Raw genomic sequence first — 26,574 nt, 5'->3', positions numbered from 1 at the left:
TTACTTATTAAAATGCACCACGGAACGGATCGATTTGCCTTCATGCATCAGCTCAAATGCCTCGTTGATCTCTTCCAGCGGCATGGTGTGGGTGATGAAATCATTCAGCGCAAACTTACCGTCGAGGTAATCCTGCACGATGCCTGGCAGCTGAGTGCGTCCTTTCACGCCGCCAAACGCCGACCCGCGCCATACGCGACCGGTAACCAGCTGGAACGGCCGGGTAGAAATCTCTTCGCCGGCACCGGCAACGCCGATAATCACTGATTCGCCCCAGCCTTTATGGCAGCACTCCAGCGCGGAGCGCATCACGTTGACGTTACCGATACACTCAAACGAGAAGTCCACGCCGCCGTCGGTCATCTCGACGATAACCTCCTGAATTGGCTTGGAAAAATCTTTCGGATTAACCAGGTCGGTCGCGCCCAGTTTGCGCGCCAGGTCAAACTTGCTGGTATTGATATCAATACCGATGATGCGACCGGCCTTCGCCATTTTCGCCCCAATGATCGCCGACAGGCCAATACCGCCGAGGCCGAAAATCGCCACGGTGTCGCCTTCTTTCACTTTGGCGGTATTCATCACCGCGCCCATGCCGGTGGTTACGCCACAGCCGAGCAGGCACACTTCTTCCAGCGGCGCTTCTTTGCTGATTTTCGCCAGGGAGATTTCCGGTACGACGGTGTACTCAGAGAAGGTCGAGGTGCCCATGTAATGGAAGATTGGCTTGCCGTCTTTGAAGAAGCGGGTGGTGCCGTCGGGCATCAGCCCTTTGCCCTGCGTGGTGCGGATTGCCTGACACAGGTTGGTTTTGCCGGAGAGACAGAATTTACACTTGCCGCACTCTGGCGTGTACAGCGGGATCACGTGATCGCCGACCGCCACGCTGGTAACGCCTTCGCCCACCGCTTCAACCACGCCGCCACCTTCGTGACCGAGGATCGCCGGGAATACGCCTTCCGGATCTTTACCTGACAGGGTGTAAGCATCGGTATGGCACACGCCGGTGGCAACGATGCGCACCAGCACTTCCCCTTTCTGTGGCGGCATCAGATCCACTTCTTCAATCTTCAGCGGTTCGCCAGCAGCCCAGGCCACGGCCGCGCGGGTTTTAATCATGTTCATGCAATCCCTCTTCCTGTGATGTCGTGATTGGATAAAAAATAACGCTTACTCAGCGGCCTGCAGCGGATGCAGCAGTTCATCGTTGAGCGGGCGGTCATCAAACATTTCAATAATCAGATACTTCAGCGCCTCAACGTTGGGCGTAAAGGCGTCGCGGCGCCACATCAGCCAGGTGGCCGTGTCGCGCCAGGTCGGCGGCAGGCTGTGCTGCTGCACGCGCGCGCGGGCCGGCATCTGCGCCAGCACCGAGGCGGGAATCATTGCCACGCCGCCACCACCGGCTACGCAGGCGACCATGGCGTGATAAGACTGAATCTCCATAACGCTGTGCGGTGCGCTCTGGCTGTCGCGATACCAGGACTCCAGCCGGGTGCGGTACGAGCAGCTGTTGCCAAAGGCAAACAGCGTATCGCCCTGCGTATCGCGGGCGCTGTGAATCGGCGCGTGTTCGAGGCTGGTGATCAGCACCATCTCTTCACGAAAGGCGATGCAGCCATTCAGGTCGTCATGACTGGCCGGACCGTCCACCAGCGCCGCCGCCAGCGTGCCGGCGCGCACTTTATCGATGATATCGCCTGAGGTGCCGGTCACCAGCGACAGCGCGACGTTGGGGAAGCGCTGATGATAGGCGGCCAGCAATCCCGGCAGGCGGGTGGCGGCGGTGCTCTCCATCGAACCGAAGGCAAAGTTACCACCGGGTTCACCGGCGCGCGCCATGTTCAGCGCCTCGTCGCTCAATGCCAGAATACGCTGCGCATAATTGAGGAAATTGTGGCCCATCGGCGACAAACGAATGCGCTGCTTCTCACGAATAAACAGATCGACGCCGATTTCTTCTTCCAGCTGTCGCAGTCGCGTGGTGAGATTAGACGGCACGCGATGCAGCATTTCGGCGGCGCGCGCCAGTGAGCCGGTTTCGGCCACGGAACAGAACATGCGGAGCTGTACTAAATCCATATTCTCTTCTCGTAAACAACTTGGTTAATATTATTCACTTTTCGTGAGTCTAAACGTCATGCATGCTGCTGACAAGTGATAATCCAATCGATCCGGAGTCAGAATGGCGTGGCGAGTCGCGCTTAGCGCGTTTTTAAGTTTAGTGGTTGCAATGGGGATTGGGCGATTTGCGTTTACCCCGCAGGTGCCGCTGATGATTCACGACGATCAGCTCACGCTCGCCAGCGCCAGCCTGGTCGCGGCGCTGAACTATCTCGGTTATCTGGCCGGATCGTTTGACGCGATGCGCGCGCAGCGGCGCGTGGAGTGGCGGCTGCAGCTGGGTGTCTGGGGTGCCGTCGCGCTGACGTTGCTGTCCGCCTGTATCAGCGGGCCGTGGCTGCATGCGGTGGTGCGTTTTCTGATCGGCGTCGCCAGCGGCTGGGCAATGGTGCTGGTGGCAGCATGGAGCAATGAGCAACTGCTGCATCACGGCCGGCCGGGCCTGTCGGCAGCGGTGTTTGCCGGTCCCGGCACCGGCATCTTCATCAGCGGCATGCTGGCGGTACTGCTGCACGCCAGCGGCGTGAGCGCGGCGTTTGCCTGGGCGGCATATGGTGTGCTGGCGCTTCTGCTAATTGCCGCGATTGCGCGTTTCCTGCCGCGCAGCGGACAGCTGCATCGTCCGCAACAGGCCGCCGCACCGCTGCTGCTGACGCGTGACCTGAAGCGCCTGATCCTCAGCTACAGCCTCGCTGGCTTTGGCTATATTCTGCCCGCCACCTTCCTGTCGCAAATGGCGGCGGCGCGCTTCCCTGATAGCGCTTTTGCGCAGTTTGTCTGGCCGGTGTTTGGCGGGGCGGCGGTGATCGGCATCGTGCTGGGGATCGTGACGCGCCACTGGGGCAGCAGCCATCGGCGGCTGGCGCTGGTGCTGTGGGCGCAGGCGCTGGGCGTGATCGCCGCCATCGTACTGCCGGGCATCAACGGTCTGTTGCTGGCGGCGCTGCTGATTGGCGGCGGCTTTCTCTGCGTGGTGCAGCTGTCGCTGCAGTACAGCCGGGAGCTGGCGCCGCACCACGCGCGCTATCTCGCCGGCCTGCTCACGACCGGTTATGCCATCGGACAGCTCGGTGGGCCGCTGCTGTCCTGGATTTCCAGCCTGCTGTGGCACCGGCTCGATCCGGCGCTGTGGGTGGCCGGCGGTGGTTTGCTGCTGGCGGGGGCGCTGGTGATGCGGCGATCGCCCACCTGAAACGCTTTCATTTCCAATCGGATTGATTGCTGGATTAAGCGCGCATTGTGTTTCACAATACGCGCTCAGAATTTCCCCCGCAGGCGCAGACCTGCGGGCGCATCACCTGCCGGAGAAGAGTACGATGAGCACCTTAAGTCAGGAAGCCGCCCTGGTTCACGAAGCACTGCTGGCGCGTGGCCTGGAAACGCCATTACGCGCCCCGGTGCGCGACATGGACGACGCGTCACGCAAGCGCGAGATCGCCGGCCACATGACCCAGATTATGCAGCTGCTGAATCTGGACCTGGAAGACGACAGCCTGATGGAGACGCCGCACCGCATCGCCAGGATGTACGTCGACGAAATCTTTTCAGGTCTGGATTACGCCAACTTCCCGAAAATCACCGTCATCGAAAACAAGATGAAGGTGGATGAAATGGTCACCGTGCGTGATATCACCCTGACCAGCACCTGTGAACACCACTTCGTGATCATCGACGGCAAAGCCACCGTGGCCTATATCCCTAAAGACAAGGTGATTGGCCTGTCGAAGATTAATCGTATCGTACAGTTCTTCGCCCAGCGTCCGCAGGTGCAGGAGCGTTTAACCCAGCAGGTGCTGGTGGCGCTGCAAACCCTGCTGGGCACCAATAACGTGGCGGTGTCGATCGATGCGGTGCACTACTGCGTGAAAGCGCGCGGCGTCAAAGATGCGACCAGCGCGACCACCACCACTTCACTCGGCGGATTGTTCAAATCGAGCCAGAACACGCGTCAGGAGTTTCTGCGCGCGGTACGCCACAGCTAAGCAGCGCGGGCGGCGTCGTTGTCGCCCGTGTTCCTCTCACCGTCAGGGCACTCGATGCAACGCTATCTCGCGCTGGATTTCATTCGTGGTTGCGCCATTCTCGGCATATTGCTGCTGAATATCGTCGGCTTTGGTCTGCCCTCGGCGGCCTATCTCAATCCGGCCTGGCAGGGTGAAGCCTCCGTTTCTGATGCCTGGACCTGGGCAATCATGGATGGTCTGGCGCAGCTAAAATTCCTGACGCTGTTTGCGCTGCTGTTTGGTGCCGGACTGGCCCTGCAGGTGCCGCGCGGCAGCCGCTGGATCTCCTCACGCTTAACGCTGCTGGTCTTCATCGGGTTCATCCACGCGGTGTTCCTGTGGGAAGGCGACATCCTGCTGGATTATGGCCTGATTGGGTTGATTGTCTGGCGCATGCTGCGTGACGTGCCGTCGGAGCGGGCGCTATTACATACCGGCGTGCTGCTCTATCTGGTGGGCTGTGCCGTGCTGCTGGTGTTTGGCGTCATCTCCAGTCCGCAGCCGACGCGTTCGTGGCTGCCGGGCGCGGCAGATCTGGAGTATGAGAGCTACTGGAAACTGGTCGGTGGCTGGGAAGCGGTGCAGAATCGCCTCGAACACCTGTCATCCGGCCTGATGGCGCTGGCTTCGCAGTATGGCTGGCAGCTGGCCGGGCTGATGCTGATCGGTGCCGCGCTGATGCGCAGCGGCTGGCTGAGCGGCCAGTTTAGTCTGCAACACTACCGACGCGCGGCGGCGCTGTTACTGACCATCGGCTGGCTGATTGCCATACCCGGCGTGCTGGCGCAGTGGCTGCTACAGTGGGAATTTCGCTGGAGCGGCTTTTTCCTGCAGGTGCCACGCGATCTCGCCAGTCCGTTTATCAGCCTTGGCTACGCTGCGCTCTGTCTTGGTTACTGGCCGGCCATCGCCGCCACGCGGTTCAGTTACGCCATTCAGTGCGTCGGGCGCATGGCGCTGAGCAATTATCTGCTGCAGACGCTGATCTGCACCACGCTGTTCTACCGCTTCGATCTGTTCCTCAAATTTGACCGCCTGCAGCTACTGGCTTTTGTACCGGCCATCTGGCTGGTCAATATTCTGTTCTCCGTGCTGTGGCTGCGCGTCTTCCCGCAGGGACCGATGGAGTGGCTCTGGCGCCGGCTGACGCAGCTCGCCGCCGGAAAAGCGGATAACGCGTCCGCCGGCAGATAATGATGTTCATCACAAAGGTTGCATAATTGTATGTAACCGTTTTCATCCGTGTGACGTAATTCACGCAGCTGTTTCCGATGCCCTGACAGAATAGCGCCGTTACGCGCCAGTCGCGCATTTTCTCCTCTGTGGAACAACTGCATGATAACGATTCGTGATGTCGCCCGTCAGGCCGGGGTTTCCGTTGCCACCGTGTCGCGGGTGCTCAATAACAGCAGTGCAGTCACCTCTGATACCCGCGAAGCCGTGCTGCAGGCGGTAGAATCGCTCGGCTACCGGCCGAATGCCAACGCGCAGGCGCTGGCTACCCAGGTGAGCGATACCATCGGCGTGGTGGTCATGGACGTTTCCGATCCCTTCTTTGGTGCGCTGGTTAAAGCGGTGGATACCGTGGCGCAGCGCATGCACAAGCATGTGCTCATCAGCAATTCGTGGCATCAGGAAGAGAAAGAACGTCATGCCATTGAGGTGCTGATCCGCCAGCGCTGCAACGCGCTGGTGGTGCACGCGAAAACGCTTACAGACGCGGAACTGGCGCAGTTTATGGATCAGGTTCCCGGTATGGTACTGATTAATCGTACTATTCCCGGTTACGAGCACCGCTGCGTCTGCCTCGACAATGTTACCGGGGCGCAGGTAGCGACGCGCATGCTGTTACAGCAGGGCCATCAGCGCATTGGTTACCTCAGCTCCAGCCATCCGATTGAGGACGTGGCTCAGCGCCGCGACGGCTGGCTGCAGGCACTGGCGGAGCAGGGCATCCGCCCGCCGGAGGGCTGGATTGCGCATGCCGAACCGGACATGCAGGGCGGTGAAGCCGCGATGGTGGAGCTGCTGGGGCGTAATCTGCACCTCACTGCGGTGTTCTCCTATAACGATGGCATGGCGGCCGGTGCACTCACCGCGCTGAAAGATAATGGTATTCAGGTACCGCAGCATTTCTCTGTCATCGGCTTCGATGACATTCCCATTTCCCGTTACACCGACCCGCAACTGACCACGGTGCGCTATCCCATTGTTTCTATGGCGAAACTGGCGACTGAGCTGGCCCTGCAGGGCGCAGCAGGCACGCTCGATCCGCACGCCGCGCACTGCTTCATGCCTACGCTGGTGCGGCGCCATTCGGTGGCGCAGCGGCAAATTGTGGAGTCGGTCACTAATTCAGGCGATAGCGCCGTGTAACCGTTTCCAATCTGTGATTGTATTCACAGTTAATTAACATGGCGCTCACTATGATGGCAGCGTCTTACCGGACTGAAACATTATGTAACGCCGGGCTTTCCTTCCCCGGTCTGGTTTCAGTAGCCGATTGAAATGGTTCACAACACACTTCAGGAAGCGTTTACCTACAGGGAAGTCAGGATAGCGATGGTGGTCCGGCTTGGTAGCAGCGCCTGCCCCATAAAAAATAGCGTTTCAACCGACTGCGCTGTCTGCCCGCAGGCAATACGGCGCGATGAAATACCCTGCATAAAAAAACCGGAGATACCATGAATAAGAAGGTTTTCACGCTCACAGCACTGGTTGCCAGCATGATGTTTGGTGCAACTGCGCACGCCGCCGATACCCGCATTGGCGTGACAATTTATAAATATGACGACAACTTCATGTCGATGGTGCGCAAGGACATCGAAAAAGAGGCGAAAGCCGTTGGCGGCATTCAGCTGCTGATGAACGACTCACAGAACGACCAATCCAAACAGAACGACCAGATTGACGTGCTGATGGCGAAAGGCGTGAAAGCGCTGGCCATCAACCTGGTGGATCCGGCTGCTGCGGCAGTGGTGATCGACAAAGCGCGCTCGAACGACGTGCCGGTGGTGTTCTTCAACAAAGAGCCTAACGCGAAAGTGCTGGCCAGCTACGACAAAGCTTACTATGTCGGTACCGACTCCAAAGAGTCCGGCATCAAGCAGGGTGAGCTGATCGAGAAACACTGGAAAGCTACGCCAGCCTGGGATCTGAACAAAGACGGTCAGATTCAGTTCGTGCTGCTGAAAGGTGAACCGGGCCATCCGGATGCCGAAGCACGTACCAAATACGTCATCGAAACCCTGAACAAAGACGGCATCAAAACCCAGCAGCTGGCGATGGATACTGCAATGTGGGATACCGCGCAGGCGAAAGACAAAGTGGATGCCTGGCTGTCTGGCCCGAACGCCAACAAAATTGAAGTAATCATCGCGAACAACGATGCGATGGCGATGGGTGCGGTTGAAGCGCTGAAGGCGCACAACAAAACCAGCATTCCGGTGTTTGGTGTTGACGCCCTGCCAGAAGCGCTGGCGCTGGTGAAATCCGGTGCGATGGCCGGTACCGTGCTGAACGATGCGGAAAACCAGGCGAAAGCCACGCTGGACATTGCTAATAACCTGGCCAATGGCAAAGAGCCAACCGCAGGTACTAACTTCAAGATGGATGGCAAAGTAGTACGCGTACCGTACGTACCGGTTGATAAAGAAAACCTGTCGCAGTTTGTGAAGTAATTCGTCCCGGGCGCGGCTTTTCTGCCGCGCCTTATTGCATCTGACCAACGCTTTTTTTAGCCAGGTAAATTATGGCCAGTGAGAATCCGACCACACAGCGAGAATATCTGCTGGAGATGACGAATGTCTCGAAATCATTTCCAGGGGTGAAAGCCTTAGATAATGTGAATTTAAAAGTGCGGCCGCACTCCGTCCATGCCTTAATGGGTGAAAACGGCGCCGGTAAATCCACTTTATTAAAATGCCTGTTTGGGATTTATAAAAAGGATACGGGGAGCATCCTGTTTCAGGGTGAGGAAATAGATTACAAATCCTCCAAAGAGGCGCTGGAAAATGGCGTTTCAATGGTGCATCAGGAATTAAATCTGGTGCTGCAGCGCAACGTAATGGACAACATGTGGCTGGGGCGCTATCCGCGCAAAGGTCCGTTTGTCGATCAGGATAAAATGTATCGTGATACCAAAGCGATCTTTGATGAATTAGATATTGATATCGATCCGCGCGATAAAGTCGCGACGCTTTCAGTATCACAAATGCAGATGATTGAAATCGCCAAGGCGTTTTCCTATGACGCGAAAATCGTCATTATGGATGAGCCCACATCATCGCTGACCGAAAAAGAAGTTAACCACCTGTTCACCATTATCCGTAAGCTGAAAGATCGCGGCTGCGGTATTGTTTATATTTCGCATAAAATGGAAGAGATTTTCCAGCTGTGCGATGAGATCACCATTCTGCGTGACGGCCAGTGGATTGCCACTCAGCCGCTGGAAGGGCTGGACATGGACAAGATCATCGCCATGATGGTCGGCCGTTCGCTCAACCAGCGCTTCCCGGACAAAACTAACGTGCCGGGTGAAGTGATTCTTGAGGTGCGCAACCTGACCTCGCTGCGCCAGCCATCGATCCGTGATATCTCGTTTGACCTGCACAAAGGCGAGATTCTGGGGATTGCCGGCCTGGTGGGCGCCAAGCGTACTGACATTGTGGAAACCTTATTTGGTATCCGTGAGAAGTCGGGCGGCACCATCAAACTGCACGGTAAAGCGATTAATAACCACAGCGCCAACGAAGCCATCAACCATGGTTTTGCGCTGGTGACGGAAGAGCGGCGTTCCACCGGGATTTATGCCTACCTGGATATTGGTTTTAACTCGCTCATTTCCAATATCAAGAAATATAAATCCAGTATGGGTCTGCTGGATAATAAACGCATGAAAAGCGATACCCAGTGGGTCATTGATGCCATGCGGGTGAAAACACCCGGCCATCATACCCAAATTGGATCGCTCTCCGGCGGTAACCAGCAAAAAGTCATTATTGGTCGCTGGTTATTGACGCAGCCGGAAATACTGATGCTTGATGAACCGACGCGCGGTATTGACGTCGGCGCTAAATTCGAGATTTATCAGCTGATCTCGGAGCTGGCGAAAAAAGAAAAGGGCATCATTATTATCTCTTCTGAAATGCCAGAGCTGCTGGGCATTACCGACCGTATTTTGGTAATGAGTAATGGTCAGGTAGCGGGCATTGTCGATACTAAAACGACCTCGCAGAATGAAATCCTGCGTTTAGCGTCATTACACCTTTAATGAAGCAAGGGCTTTAACATGAAAGCGACTACTAAAAAGAATGCGCTAACCTGGTTAAAAGAGGGCGGCATTTATGTTGTCCTGTTGGTACTGCTGGCGATTATTATTTTCCAGGATCCGACCTTTTTAAGCCTGATGAACCTGAGTAACATTCTGACTCAGTCATCGGTCCGTATTATTATCGCCCTCGGCGTAGCCGGTCTGATCGTGACCCAAGGCACTGACCTGTCGGCGGGTCGCCAGGTGGGTCTGGCGGCGGTGGTGGCAGCAACGCTGCTGCAGTCGATGGATAACGCCAATAAGGTGTTCCCGCATCTGGAAACCGTGCCGATTCCGCTGGTGATTCTGACCGTGTGCATCATCGGTGGCGTGATTGGTCTGGTTAACGGCGTGATCATCGCTTACCTGAAGGTGACGCCGTTTATCACCACGCTGGGCACCATGATCATCGTTTACGGCATCAACTCGCTGTACTACGACTTCGTGGGCGCTTCACCGATTGCCGGTTTTGACGCTGGCTTCTCGAAGTTTGCCCAGGGCTTCCTGCGCTTCGGCGACTTCAAGCTGTCGTTCATCACCTTCTATGCGATTATCGCCATCGTGTTCGTCTGGATCCTGTGGAATAAAACCCGCTTCGGCAAAAACATTTTTGCTATCGGCGGTAACCCGGAAGCGGCGAAAGTCTCTGGCGTTAACGTTCCGCTTAACCTGATCCTGGTGTATGCGCTGTCCGGCGTGTTCTATGCCTTCGGCGGGATGCTGGAAGCGGGCCGTATCGGCAGCGCCACTAACAACCTCGGCTTTATGTATGAGCTGGATGCGATTGCAGCCTGCGTGGTGGGCGGCGTGTCGTTCGCCGGCGGGGTAGGTACCGTCGCGGGTGTGGTGACCGGTGTGATCATCTTCACCGTCATCAACTACGGTCTGACCTACATCGGCGTGAACCCGTACTGGCAGTACATCATCAAGGGCGGCATCATCATCTTCGCCGTGGCGCTTGATTCGCTGAAATACGCACGTAAGAAATAGCAGAGAACAAGTTTAACCATCAGGGCTGCGGCAACGCGGCCCTTGTTGTTTTTGTTGCACATTGAGAATAGCGGTGAGACTTGCAGGGATTGCCGCTATTTTGTAGGGTGCGCATTGATGCGCACCGGCAGCATCGCCGCGATCCTGCTTAACTCGCCAACGTCAGATCCGGCTGCTGGCCTCTCGCCGATTATTTCCGCAGCTTCTCTTCCAGCTCAAGCAACTGTTCCGGTGTGACCGCCGGGTAGCTCTGCGCATCTTCCGGCACTTCATGCACCGCCGGAATCGGCACCAGCGGGCCAAGGAAACGCGGCTCGCGCTTCATCAGATAGAGATCCGCCAGCGCACCGAGGCGCGCACCCACCTCGCGGAACCGCACCGACAGCATATTCTTGGGCGACGGCACGGCGTAGCACTGCGCCTGAATGCCCAGATGCTGGGCGATATACAGCGCGCGTTCACAGTGGAAGCGCTGGGTAATAATGATAAAGTCGTTGGTGTCGAAGACTTTACGCGTGCGCACAATCGAATCCAGCGTACGGAAACCGGCATAATCCAGCACAATGTCTGAGGGATCGACGCCGGCTTTGATTAAATCGCGTCGCATGGTCATCGGCTCGTTGTAGCTCTGCAGCGCATTATCGCCGCTCAGCAGCAGATAATTCACCTTGCCGCTGTTGTAAGCGTTGAGCGCGCCCTGAATGCGATACAGGTAATACTGATTGATGACGCCGGTGCGGTAATACTTGGCGGTGCCCAACACCACGCCGACCTGGCGATGCGGCAGCGAAGCGACATCTTCATAAATAAACGGCGCGGTTCGCCAGCTAATCCAGCGATCGAGGCCGAGCGCGGTCGCCATCACCAGTAAGATGATGATAAACAGACCAAAGAAAACGCGTTTAAGTATGCGCACGGGCACTCGGTTGACGAAAATTCAGATGGGTCAAGGCTACTTGAGGCGGCACGGCTAAGCAAGTTCGCGCCGGTCGGCTGACGTTTTTTTAAGCGCTGCCGCACCTGAAGCGTGCGGCAGCGTCGGTCTGCAATTAAATCGAGGTACGGCGGTAGTGACGATACTGCGGCAGCCAGAAGTTGTTGTTGATGGCTTTCGACAGTACGTCCTCGGAGGTGACCACTGCCACGCCCGCCAGCTGCGCCGCTTTGCCCACTTCAATGGCGATCACTTTGGAGACGCCCTGGATGTCCTTAATCTCTGGCAGCACCGGACCTTCACCGTCGTTAACCAGCGGTGAGCAGTCAGCCAGCGCGCGGCTGGCGGTCATCAGCATCGAATCCGTTACGCGGGTGGCGCCGGCAGCGATCACGCCGAGACCGATACCCGGGAAGATATAGGAGTTGTTGCACTGGGCAATCGGGTAGGTTTTGCCTTTCCAGGTGACCGGTGCAAACGGGCTGCCGGTGGCGACCAGCGCGTCACCGTCGGTCCAGGCGATAATATCTGCCGGGGTCGCTTCCACACGTGAGGTCGGGTTCGAGAGCGGCATCACGATCGGGCGTTTGCAGTGCTTGTGCATCTCGCGAATGATCTCTTCGGTGAACAGTCCCGGCTGGCCGGAAACGCCGATCAGGATATCCGGCCGGGCATTGCGCACCACGTCGAGCAGTGAAATCGAATCGCTGGTGACGTCCCAGTCTTTCAGATTGTCGCTCTTCTGCACCAGCTTGCTCTGGAAATCGAGCAGGTTAGGCAATTTGTCAGTGAGCAGGCCGAAACGGTCTACCATCATCACGCGCGCGCGCGCTTCATCATCGCTCAGGCCTTCAGATTTCATCTGTGCGACGATCTGTTCGGCGATACCGCAGCCGGCGGAACCGGCACCGAGGAACACCACTTTCTGCTCGCACAGACGGCTGCCTGCAGCGCGGCTGGCGGCGATCAGCGTGCCCACCGTGACAGCGGCCGTGCCCTGAATATCATCATTGAAGCAGCAGATCTCATCGCGGTAACGCTCCAGCAGCGGCATGGCGTTTTTCTGCGCGAAATCTTCAAACTGCAGCAGCACGTTTGGCCAGCGGCGCTTCACCGCCTGAATGAATTCATCAACGAAGGCTTCGTACTCTTCGCCGGTAATGCGCGGATGGCGCCAGCCCATGTAGAGCGGATCGTTCAGCAGTTGCTGATTATTGGTGCCGACATCCAGCACCACCGGCAGGGTGTAGGCCGGGCTGATGCCACCGCACGCGGTGTACAGCGACAGCTTACCGATAGGAATGCCCATGCCGCCAATGCCCAGGTCGCCGAGGCCGAGAATACGCTCGCCGTCGGTGACCACGATGACTTTGACATTCTGCTTGGTGGCGTTTTGCAGCATGTCTTCAATGCGGTCGCGGTTGTTATAGGAGATAAACACCCCGCGCGCGCGACGGTAGATTTCTGAGAAGTGCTCGCAGGCCGCGCCAACCGTTGGGGTGTAGATGATCGGCATCATCTCTTCCAGGTGGTTGTCAAGCAGGCGATAGAATAGCGTTTCGTTGGTGTCCTGGATGTTGCGCAGGTAGACGTGCTTGTCGTTATTGTTTTTGAAGTCCAGGAACTGACGCCAGGCGCGCTCGGCCTGCTCTTCGATGGTTTCTACGGCGTCTGGCAGCAGGCCATTGAGGTTAAATTCGTTACGTTCTTCCAGCGAGAAGGCGCTGCCTTTGTTCAACAGCGGAAATTCCAGCAGGATCGGACCCGCGTAAGGAATATACAGCGGACGTTTACTTTCGTACTCGAGTTCCATGCAGTGTTTGCTCCGGTTGCAGTGTTTTCTGACGTGTCGCCAGCAAGAAGGTAACGCCAGACCCGTTTATTGTGAAGTTCTGGCGCCCGATCCTATGAAAATTCCTGCAGATGTACAGCTTTTGTTAATAGAAGGTCACAAAAGCGGTAAAAGGATCACTAAACTGTTGGTTTCGAAACTAAAGTAACTGAGAAATTGCTGCAGCCGAGCGCGGCGAGGGTGGTGCGCGTGGCATCAAACTGGCTCAGCGTGGCGTCGGCGCTTTCTGCCAGCACTGCCTGCTGAATCTCCTCCAGCGCTTCGTTGTGCATATTCATCAGAATCAACGCGGCCTGTAATGGCGGCAGGCTCGGGTTGAAAGCGGCATTTTCGGCATAGCGCCCGGGGTAAATCTGGCCGCTGCGGCTCTGCAACGCCACGCCGCTATAACTCTGGCTGTAAGGTGCATGGCTGCGGCTGGCGGCATCAATCGCGGCCTGCTGCAGCGCATCGCCCTGCGGCAGGAAACCGTGGTCGACCGGCGTCAGCAGCCGTTCACTGATATTGAGATCGGCCGGGCCAAAGGCATCGGGTAAATAGTCGGCCAGCGTGCTGACCGCGCGGCCCGGCAGGCTGATGCGAATCGCCGTACCGCTATTGAGTTCATTCATAAACTGGCGGCAGTGTCCGCACGGCGTGTAGTTGACGGTAATAGTCGCCAGCTGCGCTTCGCCCCGCAGCCAGGCATGCGTGACTGCGCTCTGCTCGGCGTGGACCGTTTGCTGCAATGGCGCATGTAAAAACTCCATGTTGGCACCGAAGTACCAGTGGCCACTGATGCCGCGCGCAATAGCGCCCACGTTAAAGTGCGAAACCGGTGCCACGGCACAACAGGCGGCAATCGGCAGCAGTGCGAGTGCCAGCGCATCATCATCCAGACCGGTTGCCTGTTGCAGCTGAGTCACCTCCTGCGGTCGCAGCACGCCGTGAAAATCAGCGGCGTCCAGCAGCGGCTGAAGCGCGCTCTGCAGCGTAGCGGGCAGGGCAGAGAAAGCGGAAGTGAATCGTGCATGCATGATGTTATGGCCTCATTAACTCGTCAGCGGCGAAGCGCCGCCTCAAGGTTTATATGTGATCCATGTCGCTATGACAATGCAAGCTGATTGGCTTGTTTCAACTTTGCGAGATCTCTCGCAAGTTTTACCCCAGTAAGCGCATCAGCAAAGGAAAAATGAAAGGCGCCAGTAACGAGGTGATGATGCCGCAGATTACCAGCGCCAGTGAGCTGAAGGCGCCTTCCTGATAGTCAATCTCCGCGGCGCGCGCGGTGCCGAGCGCATGTGACGCGTTGCCAATCGCCAGCCCGCGTGAGGACTTGCTGCGCACTTTAAACAGATTCAGCAGCATGTGACCAAACACCGCGCCCAGCACGCCAGCAATCAATACACAAATGGCGCTGATGGCGGGAATACCGTGTAGCGAGCTCGACACTGCCATGGCGATGGGCGTGGTCACCGACTTCGGCAGGATGGTGGCTGCGATTTCCGGAGTCGCCCCCATCCACAGCGCGATCGCCGTGCCGGACACCATGGCGGTAATGCTGCCGATAAAGCAGACGCTGATAATGGTTTTCCAGCGCGCGCGAATCTGGTGCATCTGCTCATACAGCGGCAGCGCCAGCGCCACCACGGCGGGCTGCAGCAGCTGATTAAGCAGCGCGCTGCCAGCGAAATAGCGCGCGTAGGGCAGGTGCGTCAGCAGCAGCAGTGGAATAATGATCGCCATGGCCACCAGCAGTGGATTGACAATGGAGAGGTTAATTCTGGCTGCCAGACGGCGTGCCAGCAGATACGCCACCACGGTAAGCGGCAGTGACCACCAGGCGTCACTCATGGCCGGACTCCTTCGGACGCTGCAGGCGCTCGGCGCTCAGGCCGACAATCAGTAATACCAGCAGGGTGCTGACCATGCAGGAGACGACAATCGGGCCAAACTGTGCGCTGAGGATATCGGTGTAGCCCATCACGCCAACGCTGATCGGCACAAACAGCAGCGCCATGTAGCGGATCAACAGCTGACAGCCGGGTTTCACCCACGTTACCGGGATAATCTGCAGCGCCAGCAGGGCAAACAGTAACAGCATGCCAAGGATGCTGCCGGGAATGGTAAATGGCAGCAGGGCAGCAAGGCCGTTGCCGGCATACAGCGCGGCATAGACAATGGCAAAGGCGCGCAGATAGCGCCAGCAGGCAGATAGCACGGTGGGCATGTCAGGCTCCTGTTTTCGTGGCGCTTCATCATACGCATTAAGCGCTTAGCGTGCTAGCGATCACACTGGAATGCAGATTCAGGATTTCAACACCTCTGCTTTGAAGCTGAGTAAAGCGGCGTAAGCTGGTTGCCAGAGCGAAGGAGCAGCGATGAACCACACCGTGCAACCGCAGCGCGCGCTGCGAAAGGCGATGCCGCAAGCGGAGCAAAAACTATGGCGCTATTTACGCAACCGAAATGTGTGTGGCGCGAAGTTTCGCCGCCAGCATCCAGTAGGAGGGTACATCGTTGATTTTGCCTGCGTTGAGCAATCGCTGATCGTGGAAATAGATGGCGGACAGCACAATATGCCTGAAGAGCAGGCTTACGATGCCCGGCGCACGGCGTATTTACGGTGCTGCGGCTGGCGCGTTATTCGCTTCTGGAATCATCAGGTGTTTAATGAGTTCGAGGCGGTGATGACGGAGATCTATCGCTGTCTGATGCTGGCGCGATGAGCGCGGTGCGGTTTTCCCCTCACCCCAGCCCTCTCCCGCAGGCGGGAGAGGGGGTAGTCTTGCGCGGGGTTTTGCTATGTGCAGGTTTGATACATGGGTAACAACGTGCGCTGTTCGGCCCTTTCAATGCGGGAGAATGAGACAAGCGAACGAGGTGCAGGCCTGGCTCTGAACCCAGAGCCCGCACTCAGCGGTTCCCTCTCTCGCAGGCGGGAGAGGGGGTAGTCTTGTGCGGTGTTTTGCTATGTGCAGGCCTGGCTCTGAACCCAGACCCCGCACTTAACGGTTCCCTCTCCCGTAAGCGGGAGAGGGGTAGGGTGAGGGCCAGCGCGCACTGACCTTTACTTCACCGGCATACCCGGCTGGGCACCGCTATCCACTGTCAGCACAAAGCTGCGCTTCTGGAATCATCAGGAGTTTAATGAGTTTGAGGTGGTGATGGCGGAGATTTATCGCTGTCTGATGTTAGCGCGATGAGCGCGGTGCGGTTTTCCCCTCACCCCAGCCCTCTCCCGCAGGCGGGAGAGGGGGTAGTCTTGTGCGGGATTTTGCTATGTGCAGGTTTGATACAAGGTTAACAACGTGCGCTGTTCGGTCCCACCGGCAAAAGCGGGAGAGGGAGGCAATCGAACGAGGTGCAGGCCTGGCTCTGAACCCAAACCCCGCACTCAGCGGTTCCCTCTCCCGCAGGCGGGAGAGGGTTAGGGTGAGGGCCAGCGCGCACCTACCCTTACTTAACCGGCATACCCGGCTGGGCACCGCTATCCACTGACAGCACAAACAGGTCTTTGCCGCCAGGCCCGGCAGACAGCACCATGCCTTCGGACACGCCGAAACGCATTTTGCGCGGAGCCAGGTTGGCGACGATGATGGTCATCTTGCCCACCAGCACCGACGGATCCGGATAAGCGGCGCGAATGCCAGAGAAAATCTGGCGCTTCTCGCCACCCAGATCCAGCTGCAGACGCAGTAGCTTATCGGAACCTTCTACCAGCTCAGCCTGCTCGATCAGCGCCACGCGCATGTCGACTTTGGCGAAGTCATCAATGGTGATGGTCTCGCCAATCGGTGCATCGGCCAGTGGACCGCTTGCCGCCGGCTGGTTCGCCGCCGCTGCGTCCTCTTTCGAAGCCGCAATCAGCGCCTCCACTTTTGCCATCTCAATACGACCATACAGCGCTTTAAACGGCGCTACGTTGTGGTTGAGCAGCGGCTGCGCAATGCCATCCCAGCTCAGTTCGCTTTGCAGGAAGGCTTCTGTGCGCTCGCTCAGCGACGGCAGCACCGGCTTCAGCCAGGTCATCAGCACGCGGAACAGGTTGATACCCATTGAGCAAATCGCCTGCAGGTCGGCATCGCGGCCTTCCTGTTTCGCCACCACCCACGGTGCCTGCTCGTCAACGTAGCGGTTGGCCAGGTCGGCCAGCGCCATGATCTCGCGGATCGCACGGTTGTATTCGCGGCTGGCCCAGGCTTCACCAATCTTCTCTGACGCATCAACAAAGGTCTGATACAGCGCCGGATCCGCCAGTTCGCTTGCCAGCTGGCCGTTAAAGCGTTTGGTGATAAAGCCGGCGTTGCGTGAGGCGAGGTTCACCACTTTATTAACGATGTCAGCGTTCACGCGCTGGACGAAATCTTCCAGATTAAGGTCAATATCGTCGATGCGCGAAGAGAGCTTGGCCGCGTAGTAGTAGCGCAGGCTGTCGGCATCAAGATGCTGCAGCCAGGTGCTGGCTTTGATGAAGGTACCGCGCGATTTCGACATCTTCGCGCCGTTCACCGTGACATAACCATGCACAAACAGGTTGGTCGGCTTGCGGAAATTGCTGCCTTCCAGCATCGCTGGCCAGAACAGGCTGTGGAAATAGACGATGTCTTTGCCGATGAAGTGATACAGCTCGGTGCTGGAATCTTTCTTCCAGAACTCGTCGAAATCGATGTCGCCGCGTTTGTCGCACAGGTTCTTAAACGACCCCATGTAGCCGATAGGCGCATCCAGCCAGACGTAGAAGTATTTGCCCGGCGCACCAGGGATTTCGAAGCCGAAGTACGGCGCATCGCGGGAGATATCCCACTGTTGCAGACCGGCTTCAAACCACTCCTGCATCTTGTTCGCCACCTGCTCCTGCAGCGCACCGGAGCGCGTCCACGCCTGCAGCATCGCGCTGAAGGATGGCAGATCGAAGAAGAAGTGTTCAGAATCGCGCATCACCGGCGTCGCACCTGACACCACCGATTTCGGCTCAATCAGCTCGGTCGGGCTGTAGGTCGCGCCGCACACTTCGCAGTTATCGCCGTACTGATCGGGCGATTTACATTTCGGACAGGTGCCTTTGACGAAGCGGTCAGGCAGGAACATGCCTTTTTCCGGATCGTACAGCTGCGAAATGGTGCGGTTTTTAATGAAACCGTTCTCTTTCAGGCGCGTGTAAATCAGCTCAGACAGCTGGCGGTTTTCGTCGCCGTGCGTGGAGTGATAATTGTCATAGCTGATGTTGAAACCTGCGAAATCGGTCTCATGCTCCTGCTTCATTTCCGCAATCATCTGCTCCGGCGCGATACCCAACTGCTGGGCTTTCAGCATGATCGGCGTGCCGTGGGCGTCGTCCGCACAGATGAAGAACACCTGATTGCCACGCATTCGCTGGTAACGGACCCACACGTCAGCCTGAATGTGTTCAAGCATGTGACCTAAGTGGATAGAGCCGTTTGCGTACGGCAGGGCGCACGTTACCAGTAGTTTTTTAGCGACTTGAGTCATAATTTGCGTAGCATTCCGTGAATAAAAAATCGGGCTTAGATGTTAACCGAAGCACCCTCTGGCGTAAACACAGCAGCTCGGCCACGTCACTTTTAGCGCCTATCTGATATGATTGATGGCGCACCGCCATCGTCTGGCGTCATGACTAAATAAGGAGTTGGGATGACCGCACAATCCCGGGACCATCATTCACCTGAAGCGTTGCGCGCCGTGGTTATCGGCGTGCTGAGCGAGTTTGAGCATCCGACGCTGCAACACAATCTGACTACCCTCAAAGCGCTGCGCCATGTGGCGCTGCTCGACGACAAGCTGCACATTGAACTGGTGATGCCATTTGCCTGGGCCAGCGCGTTTGAGGCGCTGAAAGCCCAGACCAGCGCGGAATTGCTGCGCCTGACCAACACGCGCGCCATCGACTGGCGGCTGCGTCATGACATCGCCACCCTGAAACGCGTGAAAAATCAGCCGGGCGTCAACGGGGTGAAAAACATCGTCGCCGTCAGCTCCGGTAAAGGTGGCGTGGGCAAATCCAGCACCGCCGTGAATATGGCGCTGGCGCTGGCGGCCGAAGGCGCGCGCGTCGGTATTCTTGATGCGGATATTTACGGTCCGTCGATCCCGGACATGCTCGGCACCGAAAAGCAGCGTCCCACCTCGCCGGATGGCACGCACATGGCGCCGATCATGGCGCACGGTCTGGCAACTAACTCTATCGGCTATCTGGTGACCGACGATAACGCCATGGTGTGGCGCGGACCGATGGCCAGCAAGGCGCTGATGCAGCTGCTGAACGAAACGCTGTGGCCGGATCTCGATTACCTGATTCTGGATATGCCGCCGGGCACCGGTGACATTCAGCTGACGCTGGCGCAGAACGTGCCGGTGACCGGCGCGCTGGTGGTGACCACGCCGCAGGACATTGCGCTGATTGATGCGCGCAAGGGCATGGTGATGTTCGAAAAAGTCAGCGTGCCGGTGCTGGGTGTGGTGGAAAACATGAGCATGCACATCTGCAGCGAATGCGGCCATCACGAGCCGATTTTTGGTACTGGCGGTGCGCAGAAGCTGGCTGAGGATTATCACACCCGCCTGCTGGCTCAGCTGCCGCTGCACATTAATCTGCGCGAAGATCTCGACGACGGTGAACCGACCGTGATTCGCCGTCCGGAGAGTGAATTCACCGCGCTGTATCGTGAACTTGCGGGCCGGGTTGCCGCCCAGCTTTACTGGCAGGGTGAGGTGATTCCGGGCGACATCGCCTTCCGCGCGGTTTAAGCCTTAGCTGCCGCTGGTGCGCGACGCCAGCGGCAGGTGCATCAACACGTATTGGCCCTGTTCGCTCTCTCCCAGCGCTTCGCGCTGCCAGCCGTGCTGCTGATAAAACTGCAGCGCCGCTTCGTTCTGTAGCAGACATTTCAGCGCGCCGGTGGAGGTAAAACGCTGCTGCACCGCGTTCAGCAGCGCACTGCCGACGCCCTGGCCCTGAAAGGCCGGATCAACATACAAACTGTGCAGAAAATTATCGTTATCCATCACGCCGGCAAAGCCTGCGCGGTGGCCGTCGACCTCCGCCACCAGTACCGTTTCACCGGGAATAATCGCGTCGAAATCTTCCAGCTGCCAGTCGTCGCCGGCCAGCCATGTCCAGTTATGACGGCGCGCCGCGAGATACAGCGTGCGTAGAAAAGGGCGGTCGGCTTCTTCAAAAAGACGAATTTTCACTTCCAGACTCCATGACGAGTAAGCGGGCACGTTTTTTAGCGGCGTTGCGCACGCAGTTGAATCGTGCAGCAAAGATGATTGAATGTTTATAAAAAAATAGCAGTTGCCGCGCGCAAAGATAAAGCCTGTTAACTCTGCGGCTTTTCTGTGTAGAATGCCGCGGCAAGCCGCATCAAATCTGGCGTCGGCACTTTGATAGCTTTTGATTATCTGATTGATAACGTCTGCATATTAGAAGTTGGCCCGAAAATTATGTAGCCTGCATCACATCTTTTTAACGGAGGTCACCCATGTCTATCATCAATACCAAAATCAAACCGTTCAAAAACGCTGCATTCAAAAACGGCGAATTCATCGACGTAACCGAGAAAGACGTTGAAGGTAAATGGAGTGTTTTCTTCTTCTACCCGGCTGACTTCACCTTTGTATGCCCGACTGAACTGGGTGACGTGGCAGACCACTACGAAGAGTTCCAGAAACTGGGCGTAGACATCTACTCCGTTTCAACTGACACGCACTTTACCCACAAAGCCTGGCACGGTTCTTCAGACACCATTGCGAAAATCCAGTACGCGATGATCGGCGACCCGACCGGTGCTCTGACCCGTAACTTCGAAATCATGCGTGAAGCAGAAGGTCTGGCTGACCGCGGTACTTTCATCGTTGACCCGGAAGGCATCATCCAGGCCATCGAAATCACTGCAGAAGGCATCGGCCGTGACGCGTCTGACCTGCTGCGTAAAGTGAAAGCGGCTCAGTACGTGGCTTCTCACCCAGGTGAAGTTTGCCCGGCTAAATGGAAAGAAGGCGACGCAACGCTGGCTCCATCACTGGACCTGGTTGGCAAAATCTAAGTCACCTACGCCCTTTGATCTTTCTTCCATCGGGTGCTGCGGCACCCGATTTTCTTCACAGGAACTCACTATGCTCGACACCAATTTAAAAACCCAGCTCAAGGCCTATCTTGAGAAACTAACGAAACCGGTTGAGTTGATTGCCACACTGGACGATGGCGCAAAATCCGCAGAGATCCGTACTCTGCTGACCGATATCGCGAGTCTGTCTGATAAAGTCAGCTTCCGTGAAGAGAACGAGCAACCGGTACGTAAGCCATCATTCCTGATTACTAACCCAGGCAGCCACAGCGGTCCGCGCTTTGCCGGTTCGCCAATGGGCCACGAATTTACCTCACTGGTGCTGGCACTGCTGCAGACCGGTGGACATCCGTCGAAAGAGGCGCAGAGCCTGCTGGATCAGGTTGTTGCGCTGGACAGCGACCTGCATTTCGAAACCTATTATTCTCTGTCGTGCCACAACTGTCCTGACGTGGTACAGGCGCTGAACCTGATGGCGGTGCTCAACCCGCGCATCCGTCATACCGCCATCGACGGTGGCATGTTCCAGAACGAGATCACCGAACGCAACGTCATGGGCGTGCCGGCGGTTTACCTCAACGGCAAAGAGTTCGGTCAGGGGCGCATGAGCCTGGCAGAAATCGTCGGTAAGGTAGACACCAACGCGGATAAGCGTGCGGCTGAAGAGCTGAACAAGCGTGACGCCTATGAAGTGCTGATCGTCGGCAGCGGCCCGGCGGGCGCTGCGGCGGCCATCTACTCGGCGCGTAAAGGTATTCGTACCGGACTGATGGGCGAGCGCTTTGGCGGCCAGGTGCTGGACACCGTTGACATTGAAAACTACATCTCCGTGCCGAAAACCGAAGGGGCGAAGCTCGCCGGTTCCCTGCGTGCGCACGTTAATGACTATGACGTTGACGTGATCGACACCCAGAGCGCCATCAAGCTGATTCCGGCAGCGAAAGAGGGCGGTCTGCACGCCATCGAAACCGCTTCCGGCGCAGTGCTGAAATCACGCAGCATCATCATTGCTACCGGCGCACGCTGGCGCAACATGGGCGTTCCAGGCGAAGAGCAGTATCGCACCAAAGGTGTGACCTACTGCCCGCACTGTGACGGCCCGCTGTTTAAAGGCAAACGCACGGCGGTGATCGGCGGCGGTAACTCCGGCGTTGAAGCGGCCATCGATCTGGCCGGTATTGTCGAGCACGTTACGCTGCTGGAGTTCGCCAGCGAAATGCGCGCCGATAAAGTGCTGCAGGATAAACTGCGCAGCCTGAAAAATGTCGATGTGATCCTCAACGCGCAGACTACCGAAGTGAAAGGCGACGGCAGTAAAGTTACCGGTCTGACGTACATCGACCGCAATAACCAGACCAGCCACGAACTGGCGCTGAGCGGTATCTTCGTACAGATTGGCCTGCTGCCCAACACCAACTGGCTGGAAGGCGCGGTAGAGCGCAACCGCATGGGCGAGATCCTGATCGACGCCAAAGGCGAAACCAGCCTGAAAGGCGTATTTGCCGCCGGCGACTGCACCACGGTGCCGTACAAGCAGATTATCATTGCCAGCGGGGAAGGGGCCAAAGCGTCACTGAGCGCGTTTGATTACCTGATCCGCACCAAACCGGCTGAATAAGTTTTGCGATAGCCACGCAAGCGCCCTGCAACCTGTGTTGCGGGGCTTTTTTTTATCCCAGCCAGCGACGCGCCTGTTCATCGCTGATATCGCGATAATAAATTTTATGGATGCGCTCGCCGCAGCGTTTGCATTCGGCTTCGAGGTACGTGGAGTACCGGTAACGGCCGCCGGGTGCAACGGCGCCTTGACGGGAAATGGTGATATTGTGCCAGTGATGCGCGTGCGGAAGAAAACTGAATAAAGTCATTAGCGATTCCGGGTGAAGGTGAAACAGCGGTCTTCAAATCCGGAAGGGAATTAGGCCGTGTTACGCCGCCGGCCGGTTTGATATTAATCAAGTTGCGCGCTTTCTTCTGTTTATTTCCCGCATACTGCCCCGGCAGATTAAATTAACTATCCTGATGAATTTTAGGGCTTTTGGGAAAATTGATCTCCGTCGAATTGTTTATATTTTCCTGATGATCAAAAAATTATGAAAATTGATGGCGCACGTATTTTTGCTTATCGTTGTCCGGCAAAAAAAAGTGCCCCTGCCGCAGGATTTACAACTTTAAGCTGACCCTTTATGCTGTGAAGGCACGTCTGACACGGACGTGCATGACTCGGGGTGCCCTTCTTTGTGAAGGCTGAGAAATACCCGTAATACCTGATCTGGATAATGCCAGCGTAGGGAAGTCAGATGCCTGACCGCATTCGCCTTCCTGATTGCCGGTTGGGAGCCTTATGACACAGCCTGACCCTCTTTCCCCGGCGCAACTCGCGCACTCTCTGCAACTGCTGCGGCAGCAGGCACCGCTGGTGCACTGTATGACCAACGACGTGGTGCAAACTTTTACCGCCAACGTGCTGCTGGCACTGCAGGCTTCGCCCGCGATGGTGATTGATGGCGATGAAGCGGCGCAGTTTGCCGGTTTTGCCGATGCGCTGCTGATCAACGTCGGTACCTTAACCCGTGAGCGCCGCGATGCGATGCTGGCGGCGGTACAGGCCGCTAACCAGGCCGGCACACCGTGGACGCTCGATCCGGTGGCGGTAGGCGCGCTAACCCTGCGTACGGAATTCTGTCAGCAGCTGCTGAGCCTGCGACCGGCGGCCATTCGCGGCAACGCTTCAGAGATTCTCGCCTTAGCCCACCAGGCCACGGGCGGACGCGGTGTGGATAGCGTGCATCAGGCCGATGCCGCACTGAACGCCGCGCAGCAGCTGGCGCAACGCTGCACGACTATCGTTGCGGTAACCGGCGAAGTCGATTACGTCACCGATGGCCGCCATACGCTGGCGATTCCCGGCGGCAGCCCGCTGATGACGCGCGTGGTCGGCACCGGTTGTGCGCTATCCGCCGTAGTCGCGGCGTGCAGCAGCCTGCCGGGCGAGCGTATCCAGCACGTGGCAGCGGCCTGCCGCTTGATGTCGCTGGCCGGTGAGCAGGCCGCGCGCAGCGTGGCAGGGCCGGGCAGCTTCGTCGCCGCTTTTCTCGATGCGCTCTGGACGCTGGAGGTGGCGGCATGAAACGCATTAATGCCCTGACTATTGCTGGCACCGACCCCAGCGGCGGCGCAGGTATCCAGGCCGATCTGAAAGCGTTTTCGGCGCTCGGCGCGTACGGCACCAGCGTGATTACCGCGCTGGTGGCACAGAACACCCGCGGCGTGCAGTCGGTGTATCGCATCGAACCGGCATTTGTTGCGGCGCAGCTCGACTCGGTGCTGAACGACGTGCGCATTGACGCCGCCAAAATCGGTATGCTGGCGGAGACGGCGATCGTCGAGGTGGTGGCAGAGAAGCTGAAACGCGCCAGCCTGCCGTTTGTGGTGCTGGATACGGTGATGATTGCCAAAAGCGGCGATGCGCTGCTGTCGCCCGATGCGGTAGCCAGCATTCGTGAACGGCTGCTGCCGCAGGTATCGCTGATCACACCCAACCTGCCGGAAGCCGCGGCGCTGCTGGGTTGCCGCATGGCGCAGGACGAAGCGACTATGCTGCAGCAGGGCGATGCGCTGCTGGAGCTGGGCTGTGAAGCGGTGCTGATGAAGGGCGGTCATCTCAGCGATGCGGAAAGCCCGGACTGGCTGATCACTCGTGCCGGCCGCCAGCGCTTTACCGCGCCGCGCGTTAACACCCGTCATACGCACGGCACCGGCTGCACGCTGTCGGCGGCGCTGGCGGCATTGCGACCGCGCCATGCGGACTGGGCGGGCACCGTAGCGGAGGCCAAGGCCTGGCTGCAGCAGGCGCTGCTGCACGCCGATTCGCTCGAGGTCGGCCACGGCATTGGGCCGGTGCATCATTTCCATCAGTGGTGGTAGGGCGTAACGCCAGATTGCCGTTTTTTCACTGCGTATCCGTCTGAAAAATGGAGTCAGCAATTTGCCAGCCTGGCGCGTTTCGGTCCAGGCTGTGGGGGCGAATCGGCAGGTGCCGGTTCTTTTCCAGCCATTTATCAGGAGCGAACATGACGGACATCGTACAGTTATTGGGTAAAGAGGCGGATACGCTTCTTCAACATCGCTGCATGACCATTCCAGCGGACAGCCTTTATTTGCCGGGCGCGGATTATGTCGATCGCGTGATGATTGATAACAATCGTTCTCCTGCGGTACTGCGCAATATGCAGACGCTCTACAACACCGGCCGTCTGGCGGGTACCGGCTATCTGTCGATTCTGCCGGTGGATCAGGGCGTGGAACACTCTGCTGGCGCCTCGTTCGCTGCCAATCCAGCCTATTTCGACCCGAAGAATATCGTCGAGCTGGCGATTGAAGCCGGCTGTAACTGTGTGGCATCAACCTATGGCGTGCTGGCCTCCGTGTCACGTCGCTACGCGCACCGCATTCCGTTTATGGTCAAGCTGAACCATAACGAAACCCTGAGCTATCCCACGCAGTATGACCAGACGCTGTACGCCAGCGTCGAGCAGGCGTTCAACATGGGCGCGGTTGCGGTCGGCGCCACCATCTATTTTGGTTCTGAGCAGTCGCGCCGGCAGATCGAGGAAATTGCAGCGGCCTTCGAGCGCGCGCACGAGCTGGGCATGGTGACGGTGCTGTGGGCTTATCTGCGCAACAACGATTTCAAGAAGGATGGGGTGGATTATCACGCCAGCGCCGATTTAACCGGTCAGGCTAACCATCTGGCGGCCACCATTGGTGCCGACATTGTGAAGCAGAAAATGGCGGAGAATAACGGCGGTTATAACGCGGTGAAGTTTGGTCACACCGATGAGCGCGTGTACAGCAAGCTGACCAGTGAGAATCCGATCGATCTGGTGCGCTACCAGCTGGCCAACTGCTACATGGGCCGCGCCGGGCTGATTAACTCCGGCGGTGCTTCAGCCGGTGCGACCGATGTGGCAGAGTCGGTGCGTACGGCGGTGATCAACAAACGCGCCGGCGGCATGGGGCTGATTCTCGGGCGCAAGGCGTTTAAGAAGTCGCTGAAAGAGGGCGTGGCGCTGATTAATGCGGTGCAGGATGTGTATCTGGCAAAGGATGTGACGATTGCCTGATGGTGTGAGGGGCTTTTTCCCCCTCACCCTAGCCCTCTCCCGCAGGCGGGAGAGGGGACAGAAATGTGCGGTTTTCAGAGTTAATTATTGAAGACTAGCTGGAACAGCTCCCTCTCCCGGTGGGAGAGGGCCGGGGTGAGGGCATCACACCGCACCGTATCAAAC

The 26,574-nt window shown here is 57.6% G+C and carries 24 protein-coding genes and 1 riboswitch; of the genes, 14 read left to right on the top strand and 10 right to left on the bottom strand.

Translation table 11 applies throughout. The features are described from left to right. A complete protein-coding gene (locus tag KOL70_RS08370; RefSeq protein WP_152390648.1) occupies positions 1-1,125 on the bottom strand; it encodes an S-(hydroxymethyl)glutathione dehydrogenase/class III alcohol dehydrogenase in 1,125 nt (374 codons plus the stop codon). Positions 1,126-1,170: 45 nt separating this feature from the next. Further along, a complete protein-coding gene (locus KOL70_RS08365; protein ID WP_058757258.1) occupies positions 1,171-2,082 on the bottom strand; it encodes a LysR family transcriptional regulator in 912 nt (303 codons plus the stop codon). Positions 2,083-2,185: 103 nt separating this feature from the next. Here KOL70_RS08365 and KOL70_RS08360 point away from each other — a divergent pair, with 103 nt between their 5' ends. From KOL70_RS08360 to mglC, 7 genes are all read left to right on the top strand, one after another. Beyond that, positions 2,186-3,316 (top strand): YbfB/YjiJ family MFS transporter, encoded by a 1,131-nt coding sequence (locus KOL70_RS08360; RefSeq protein ID WP_127834345.1) that lies wholly within the window; start codon positions 2,186-2,188, stop codon positions 3,314-3,316. 124 nt (positions 3,317-3,440) lie between these two features. Then, positions 3,441-4,106 carry a GTP cyclohydrolase I FolE gene (folE, locus tag KOL70_RS08355; RefSeq protein ID WP_215480499.1) on the top strand — a complete coding sequence of 222 codons (666 nt, stop codon included), beginning with the start codon at positions 3,441-3,443 and terminating at the stop codon, positions 4,104-4,106. 54 nt (positions 4,107-4,160) lie between these two features. Then, positions 4,161-5,321: a DUF418 domain-containing protein YeiB gene (gene yeiB / locus KOL70_RS08350; RefSeq protein ID WP_058757260.1), complete on the top strand. Its 1,161-nt coding sequence runs from the start codon at positions 4,161-4,163 to the stop codon at positions 5,319-5,321. Between the two features lie 141 nt (positions 5,322-5,462). Then, entirely contained in the window at positions 5,463-6,503 is a 1,041-nt protein-coding gene (gene galS / locus KOL70_RS08345; RefSeq protein WP_058757261.1) for an HTH-type transcriptional regulator GalS, read from the top strand. 308 nt (positions 6,504-6,811) lie between these two features. After that, positions 6,812-7,807 (top strand): galactose/glucose ABC transporter substrate-binding protein MglB, encoded by a 996-nt coding sequence (gene mglB, locus KOL70_RS08340; RefSeq protein WP_021509282.1) that lies wholly within the window; start codon positions 6,812-6,814, stop codon positions 7,805-7,807. Between the two features lie 71 nt (positions 7,808-7,878). Beyond that, positions 7,879-9,399 carry a galactose/methyl galactoside ABC transporter ATP-binding protein MglA gene (gene mglA / locus KOL70_RS08335; protein ID WP_021509283.1) on the top strand — a complete coding sequence of 507 codons (1,521 nt, stop codon included), beginning with the start codon at positions 7,879-7,881 and terminating at the stop codon, positions 9,397-9,399. Between the two features lie 18 nt (positions 9,400-9,417). Beyond that, positions 9,418-10,428, top strand: a complete 1,011-nt coding sequence (mglC, locus tag KOL70_RS08330; RefSeq protein ID WP_021509284.1) for a galactose/methyl galactoside ABC transporter permease MglC — start codon at positions 9,418-9,420, stop codon at positions 10,426-10,428. 190 nt (positions 10,429-10,618) lie between these two features. On the opposite strand, the gene sanA is transcribed toward mglC, so the two are convergent. The 5 genes from sanA to KOL70_RS08305 form a co-directional block, all read right to left on the bottom strand. Next, entirely contained in the window at positions 10,619-11,338 is a 720-nt protein-coding gene (sanA, locus tag KOL70_RS08325; RefSeq protein WP_104093252.1) for an outer membrane permeability protein SanA, read from the bottom strand. Positions 11,339-11,477: 139 nt separating this feature from the next. Continuing rightward, positions 11,478-13,175: an NAD-dependent malic enzyme gene (locus KOL70_RS08320; RefSeq protein WP_215480498.1), complete on the bottom strand. Its 1,698-nt coding sequence runs from the start codon at positions 13,173-13,175 to the stop codon at positions 11,478-11,480. Positions 13,176-13,333: 158 nt separating this feature from the next. Beyond that, the gene (gene cdd / locus KOL70_RS08315; protein ID WP_058769940.1) at positions 13,334-14,230 is read right to left on the bottom strand and encodes a cytidine deaminase; all 897 of its coding nucleotides are present in this window, start codon (positions 14,228-14,230) and stop codon (positions 13,334-13,336) included. Positions 14,231-14,354: 124 nt separating this feature from the next. Next, positions 14,355-15,047: a CidB/LrgB family autolysis modulator gene (locus tag KOL70_RS08310; protein ID WP_104093092.1), complete on the bottom strand. Its 693-nt coding sequence runs from the start codon at positions 15,045-15,047 to the stop codon at positions 14,355-14,357. Continuing rightward, positions 15,040-15,423, bottom strand: coding sequence for a CidA/LrgA family protein (locus KOL70_RS08305; RefSeq protein ID WP_021509289.1), 384 nt, complete (start codon positions 15,421-15,423; stop codon positions 15,040-15,042). Before KOL70_RS08305 ends, KOL70_RS08310 begins: the two co-directional genes overlap by 8 nt. 151 nt (positions 15,424-15,574) lie before the next feature. Between KOL70_RS08305 and KOL70_RS08300 the strand changes: the two genes are divergently transcribed. Beyond that, complete coding sequence (locus KOL70_RS08300) at positions 15,575-15,922, top strand: endonuclease domain-containing protein (RefSeq protein ID WP_104093093.1); 348 nt, start codon at positions 15,575-15,577, stop codon at positions 15,920-15,922. A 730-nt stretch (positions 15,923-16,652) separates the two neighbouring features. On the opposite strand, the gene metG is transcribed toward KOL70_RS08300, so the two are convergent. After that, positions 16,653-18,686: a methionine--tRNA ligase gene (gene metG, locus KOL70_RS08295; protein WP_215480497.1), complete on the bottom strand. Its 2,034-nt coding sequence runs from the start codon at positions 18,684-18,686 to the stop codon at positions 16,653-16,655. 162 nt (positions 18,687-18,848) lie between these two features. On the opposite strand from metG, the gene apbC reads away from it, so the two are divergent. After that, on the top strand, positions 18,849-19,961 hold the full coding sequence (gene apbC, locus KOL70_RS08290) for an iron-sulfur cluster carrier protein ApbC (protein WP_058757266.1): 1,113 nt from the start codon (positions 18,849-18,851) through the stop codon (positions 19,959-19,961). Positions 19,962-19,964: 3 nt separating this feature from the next. Here apbC and KOL70_RS08285 read toward each other — a convergent pair whose 3' ends face one another. Then, positions 19,965-20,408, bottom strand: coding sequence for a GNAT family N-acetyltransferase (locus tag KOL70_RS08285; protein WP_215480496.1), 444 nt, complete (start codon positions 20,406-20,408; stop codon positions 19,965-19,967). 290 nt (positions 20,409-20,698) lie between these two features. Here KOL70_RS08285 and ahpC point away from each other — a divergent pair, with 290 nt between their 5' ends. After that, a complete protein-coding gene (gene ahpC, locus KOL70_RS08280; RefSeq protein WP_010617942.1) occupies positions 20,699-21,262 on the top strand; it encodes an alkyl hydroperoxide reductase subunit C in 564 nt (187 codons plus the stop codon). Positions 21,263-21,332: 70 nt separating this feature from the next. Then, positions 21,333-22,901: an alkyl hydroperoxide reductase subunit F gene (gene ahpF, locus KOL70_RS08275; protein ID WP_125309730.1), complete on the top strand. Its 1,569-nt coding sequence runs from the start codon at positions 21,333-21,335 to the stop codon at positions 22,899-22,901. 52 nt (positions 22,902-22,953) lie between these two features. Here ahpF and KOL70_RS08270 read toward each other — a convergent pair whose 3' ends face one another. Further along, positions 22,954-23,151, bottom strand: a complete 198-nt coding sequence (locus KOL70_RS08270) for a hypothetical protein (RefSeq protein WP_021509295.1) — start codon at positions 23,149-23,151, stop codon at positions 22,954-22,956. Positions 23,152-23,497: 346 nt separating this feature from the next. Further along, positions 23,498-23,594, top strand: a riboswitch (TPP riboswitch). A 33-nt stretch (positions 23,595-23,627) separates the two neighbouring features. On the opposite strand from KOL70_RS08270, the gene thiM reads away from it, so the two are divergent. The 3 genes from thiM to fbaB all read left to right on the top strand — a co-directional run bounded on the left by thiM (position 23,628) and on the right by fbaB (position 26,409). Further along, the gene (gene thiM / locus KOL70_RS08265; RefSeq protein ID WP_215480495.1) at positions 23,628-24,413 is read left to right on the top strand and encodes a hydroxyethylthiazole kinase; all 786 of its coding nucleotides are present in this window, start codon (positions 23,628-23,630) and stop codon (positions 24,411-24,413) included. Further along, a complete protein-coding gene (gene thiD / locus KOL70_RS08260; RefSeq protein WP_215480494.1) occupies positions 24,410-25,210 on the top strand; it encodes a bifunctional hydroxymethylpyrimidine kinase/phosphomethylpyrimidine kinase in 801 nt (266 codons plus the stop codon). The genes thiM and thiD overlap by 4 nt, the downstream gene beginning before the upstream one ends. 146 nt (positions 25,211-25,356) lie before the next feature. Next, entirely contained in the window at positions 25,357-26,409 is a 1,053-nt protein-coding gene (fbaB, locus tag KOL70_RS08255) for a class I fructose-bisphosphate aldolase (RefSeq protein WP_058757271.1), read from the top strand. Positions 26,410-26,574 lie beyond the last annotated feature (165 nt).

The organism is Pantoea sp. B270, from assembly GCF_018726825.1.
GTDB classification, from domain to species: Bacteria; Pseudomonadota; Gammaproteobacteria; order Enterobacterales; family Enterobacteriaceae; genus Pantoea; species Pantoea dispersa.
This window is presented reverse-complemented; position numbering and strand designations above follow the sequence as displayed.

Bases quoted from the DNA above. Each gene is read 5' to 3' on its own strand.
- KOL70_RS08370 (WP_152390648.1), bottom strand. From the start codon at position 1,125: ATGAACATGATTAAAACCCGCGCGGCCGTGGCCTGGGCTGCTGGCGAA.
- KOL70_RS08365 (WP_058757258.1), bottom strand. From the start codon at position 2,082: ATGGATTTAGTACAGCTCCGCATGTTCTGTTCCGTGGCCGAAACCGGC.
- KOL70_RS08360 (WP_127834345.1), top strand. From the start codon at position 2,186: ATGGCGTGGCGAGTCGCGCTTAGCGCGTTTTTAAGTTTAGTGGTTGCA.
- folE (WP_215480499.1), top strand. From the start codon at position 3,441: ATGAGCACCTTAAGTCAGGAAGCCGCCCTGGTTCACGAAGCACTGCTG.
- yeiB (WP_058757260.1), top strand. From the start codon at position 4,161: ATGCAACGCTATCTCGCGCTGGATTTCATTCGTGGTTGCGCCATTCTC.
- galS (WP_058757261.1), top strand. From the start codon at position 5,463: ATGATAACGATTCGTGATGTCGCCCGTCAGGCCGGGGTTTCCGTTGCC.
- mglB (WP_021509282.1), top strand. From the start codon at position 6,812: ATGAATAAGAAGGTTTTCACGCTCACAGCACTGGTTGCCAGCATGATG.
- mglA (WP_021509283.1), top strand. From the start codon at position 7,879: ATGGCCAGTGAGAATCCGACCACACAGCGAGAATATCTGCTGGAGATG.
- mglC (WP_021509284.1), top strand. From the start codon at position 9,418: ATGAAAGCGACTACTAAAAAGAATGCGCTAACCTGGTTAAAAGAGGGC.
- KOL70_RS08320 (WP_215480498.1), bottom strand. From the start codon at position 13,175: ATGGAACTCGAGTACGAAAGTAAACGTCCGCTGTATATTCCTTACGCG.
- cdd (WP_058769940.1), bottom strand. From the start codon at position 14,230: ATGCATGCACGATTCACTTCCGCTTTCTCTGCCCTGCCCGCTACGCTG.
- KOL70_RS08310 (WP_104093092.1), bottom strand. From the start codon at position 15,047: ATGAGTGACGCCTGGTGGTCACTGCCGCTTACCGTGGTGGCGTATCTG.
- KOL70_RS08305 (WP_021509289.1), bottom strand. From the start codon at position 15,423: ATGCCCACCGTGCTATCTGCCTGCTGGCGCTATCTGCGCGCCTTTGCC.
- KOL70_RS08300 (WP_104093093.1), top strand. From the start codon at position 15,575: ATGAACCACACCGTGCAACCGCAGCGCGCGCTGCGAAAGGCGATGCCG.
- metG (WP_215480497.1), bottom strand. From the start codon at position 18,686: ATGACTCAAGTCGCTAAAAAACTACTGGTAACGTGCGCCCTGCCGTAC.
- apbC (WP_058757266.1), top strand. From the start codon at position 18,849: ATGACCGCACAATCCCGGGACCATCATTCACCTGAAGCGTTGCGCGCC.
- ahpC (WP_010617942.1), top strand. From the start codon at position 20,699: ATGTCTATCATCAATACCAAAATCAAACCGTTCAAAAACGCTGCATTC.
- ahpF (WP_125309730.1), top strand. From the start codon at position 21,333: ATGCTCGACACCAATTTAAAAACCCAGCTCAAGGCCTATCTTGAGAAA.
- KOL70_RS08270 (WP_021509295.1), bottom strand. From the start codon at position 23,151: ATGACTTTATTCAGTTTTCTTCCGCACGCGCATCACTGGCACAATATC.
- thiM (WP_215480495.1), top strand. From the start codon at position 23,628: ATGACACAGCCTGACCCTCTTTCCCCGGCGCAACTCGCGCACTCTCTG.
- thiD (WP_215480494.1), top strand. From the start codon at position 24,410: ATGAAACGCATTAATGCCCTGACTATTGCTGGCACCGACCCCAGCGGC.
- fbaB (WP_058757271.1), top strand. From the start codon at position 25,357: ATGACGGACATCGTACAGTTATTGGGTAAAGAGGCGGATACGCTTCTT.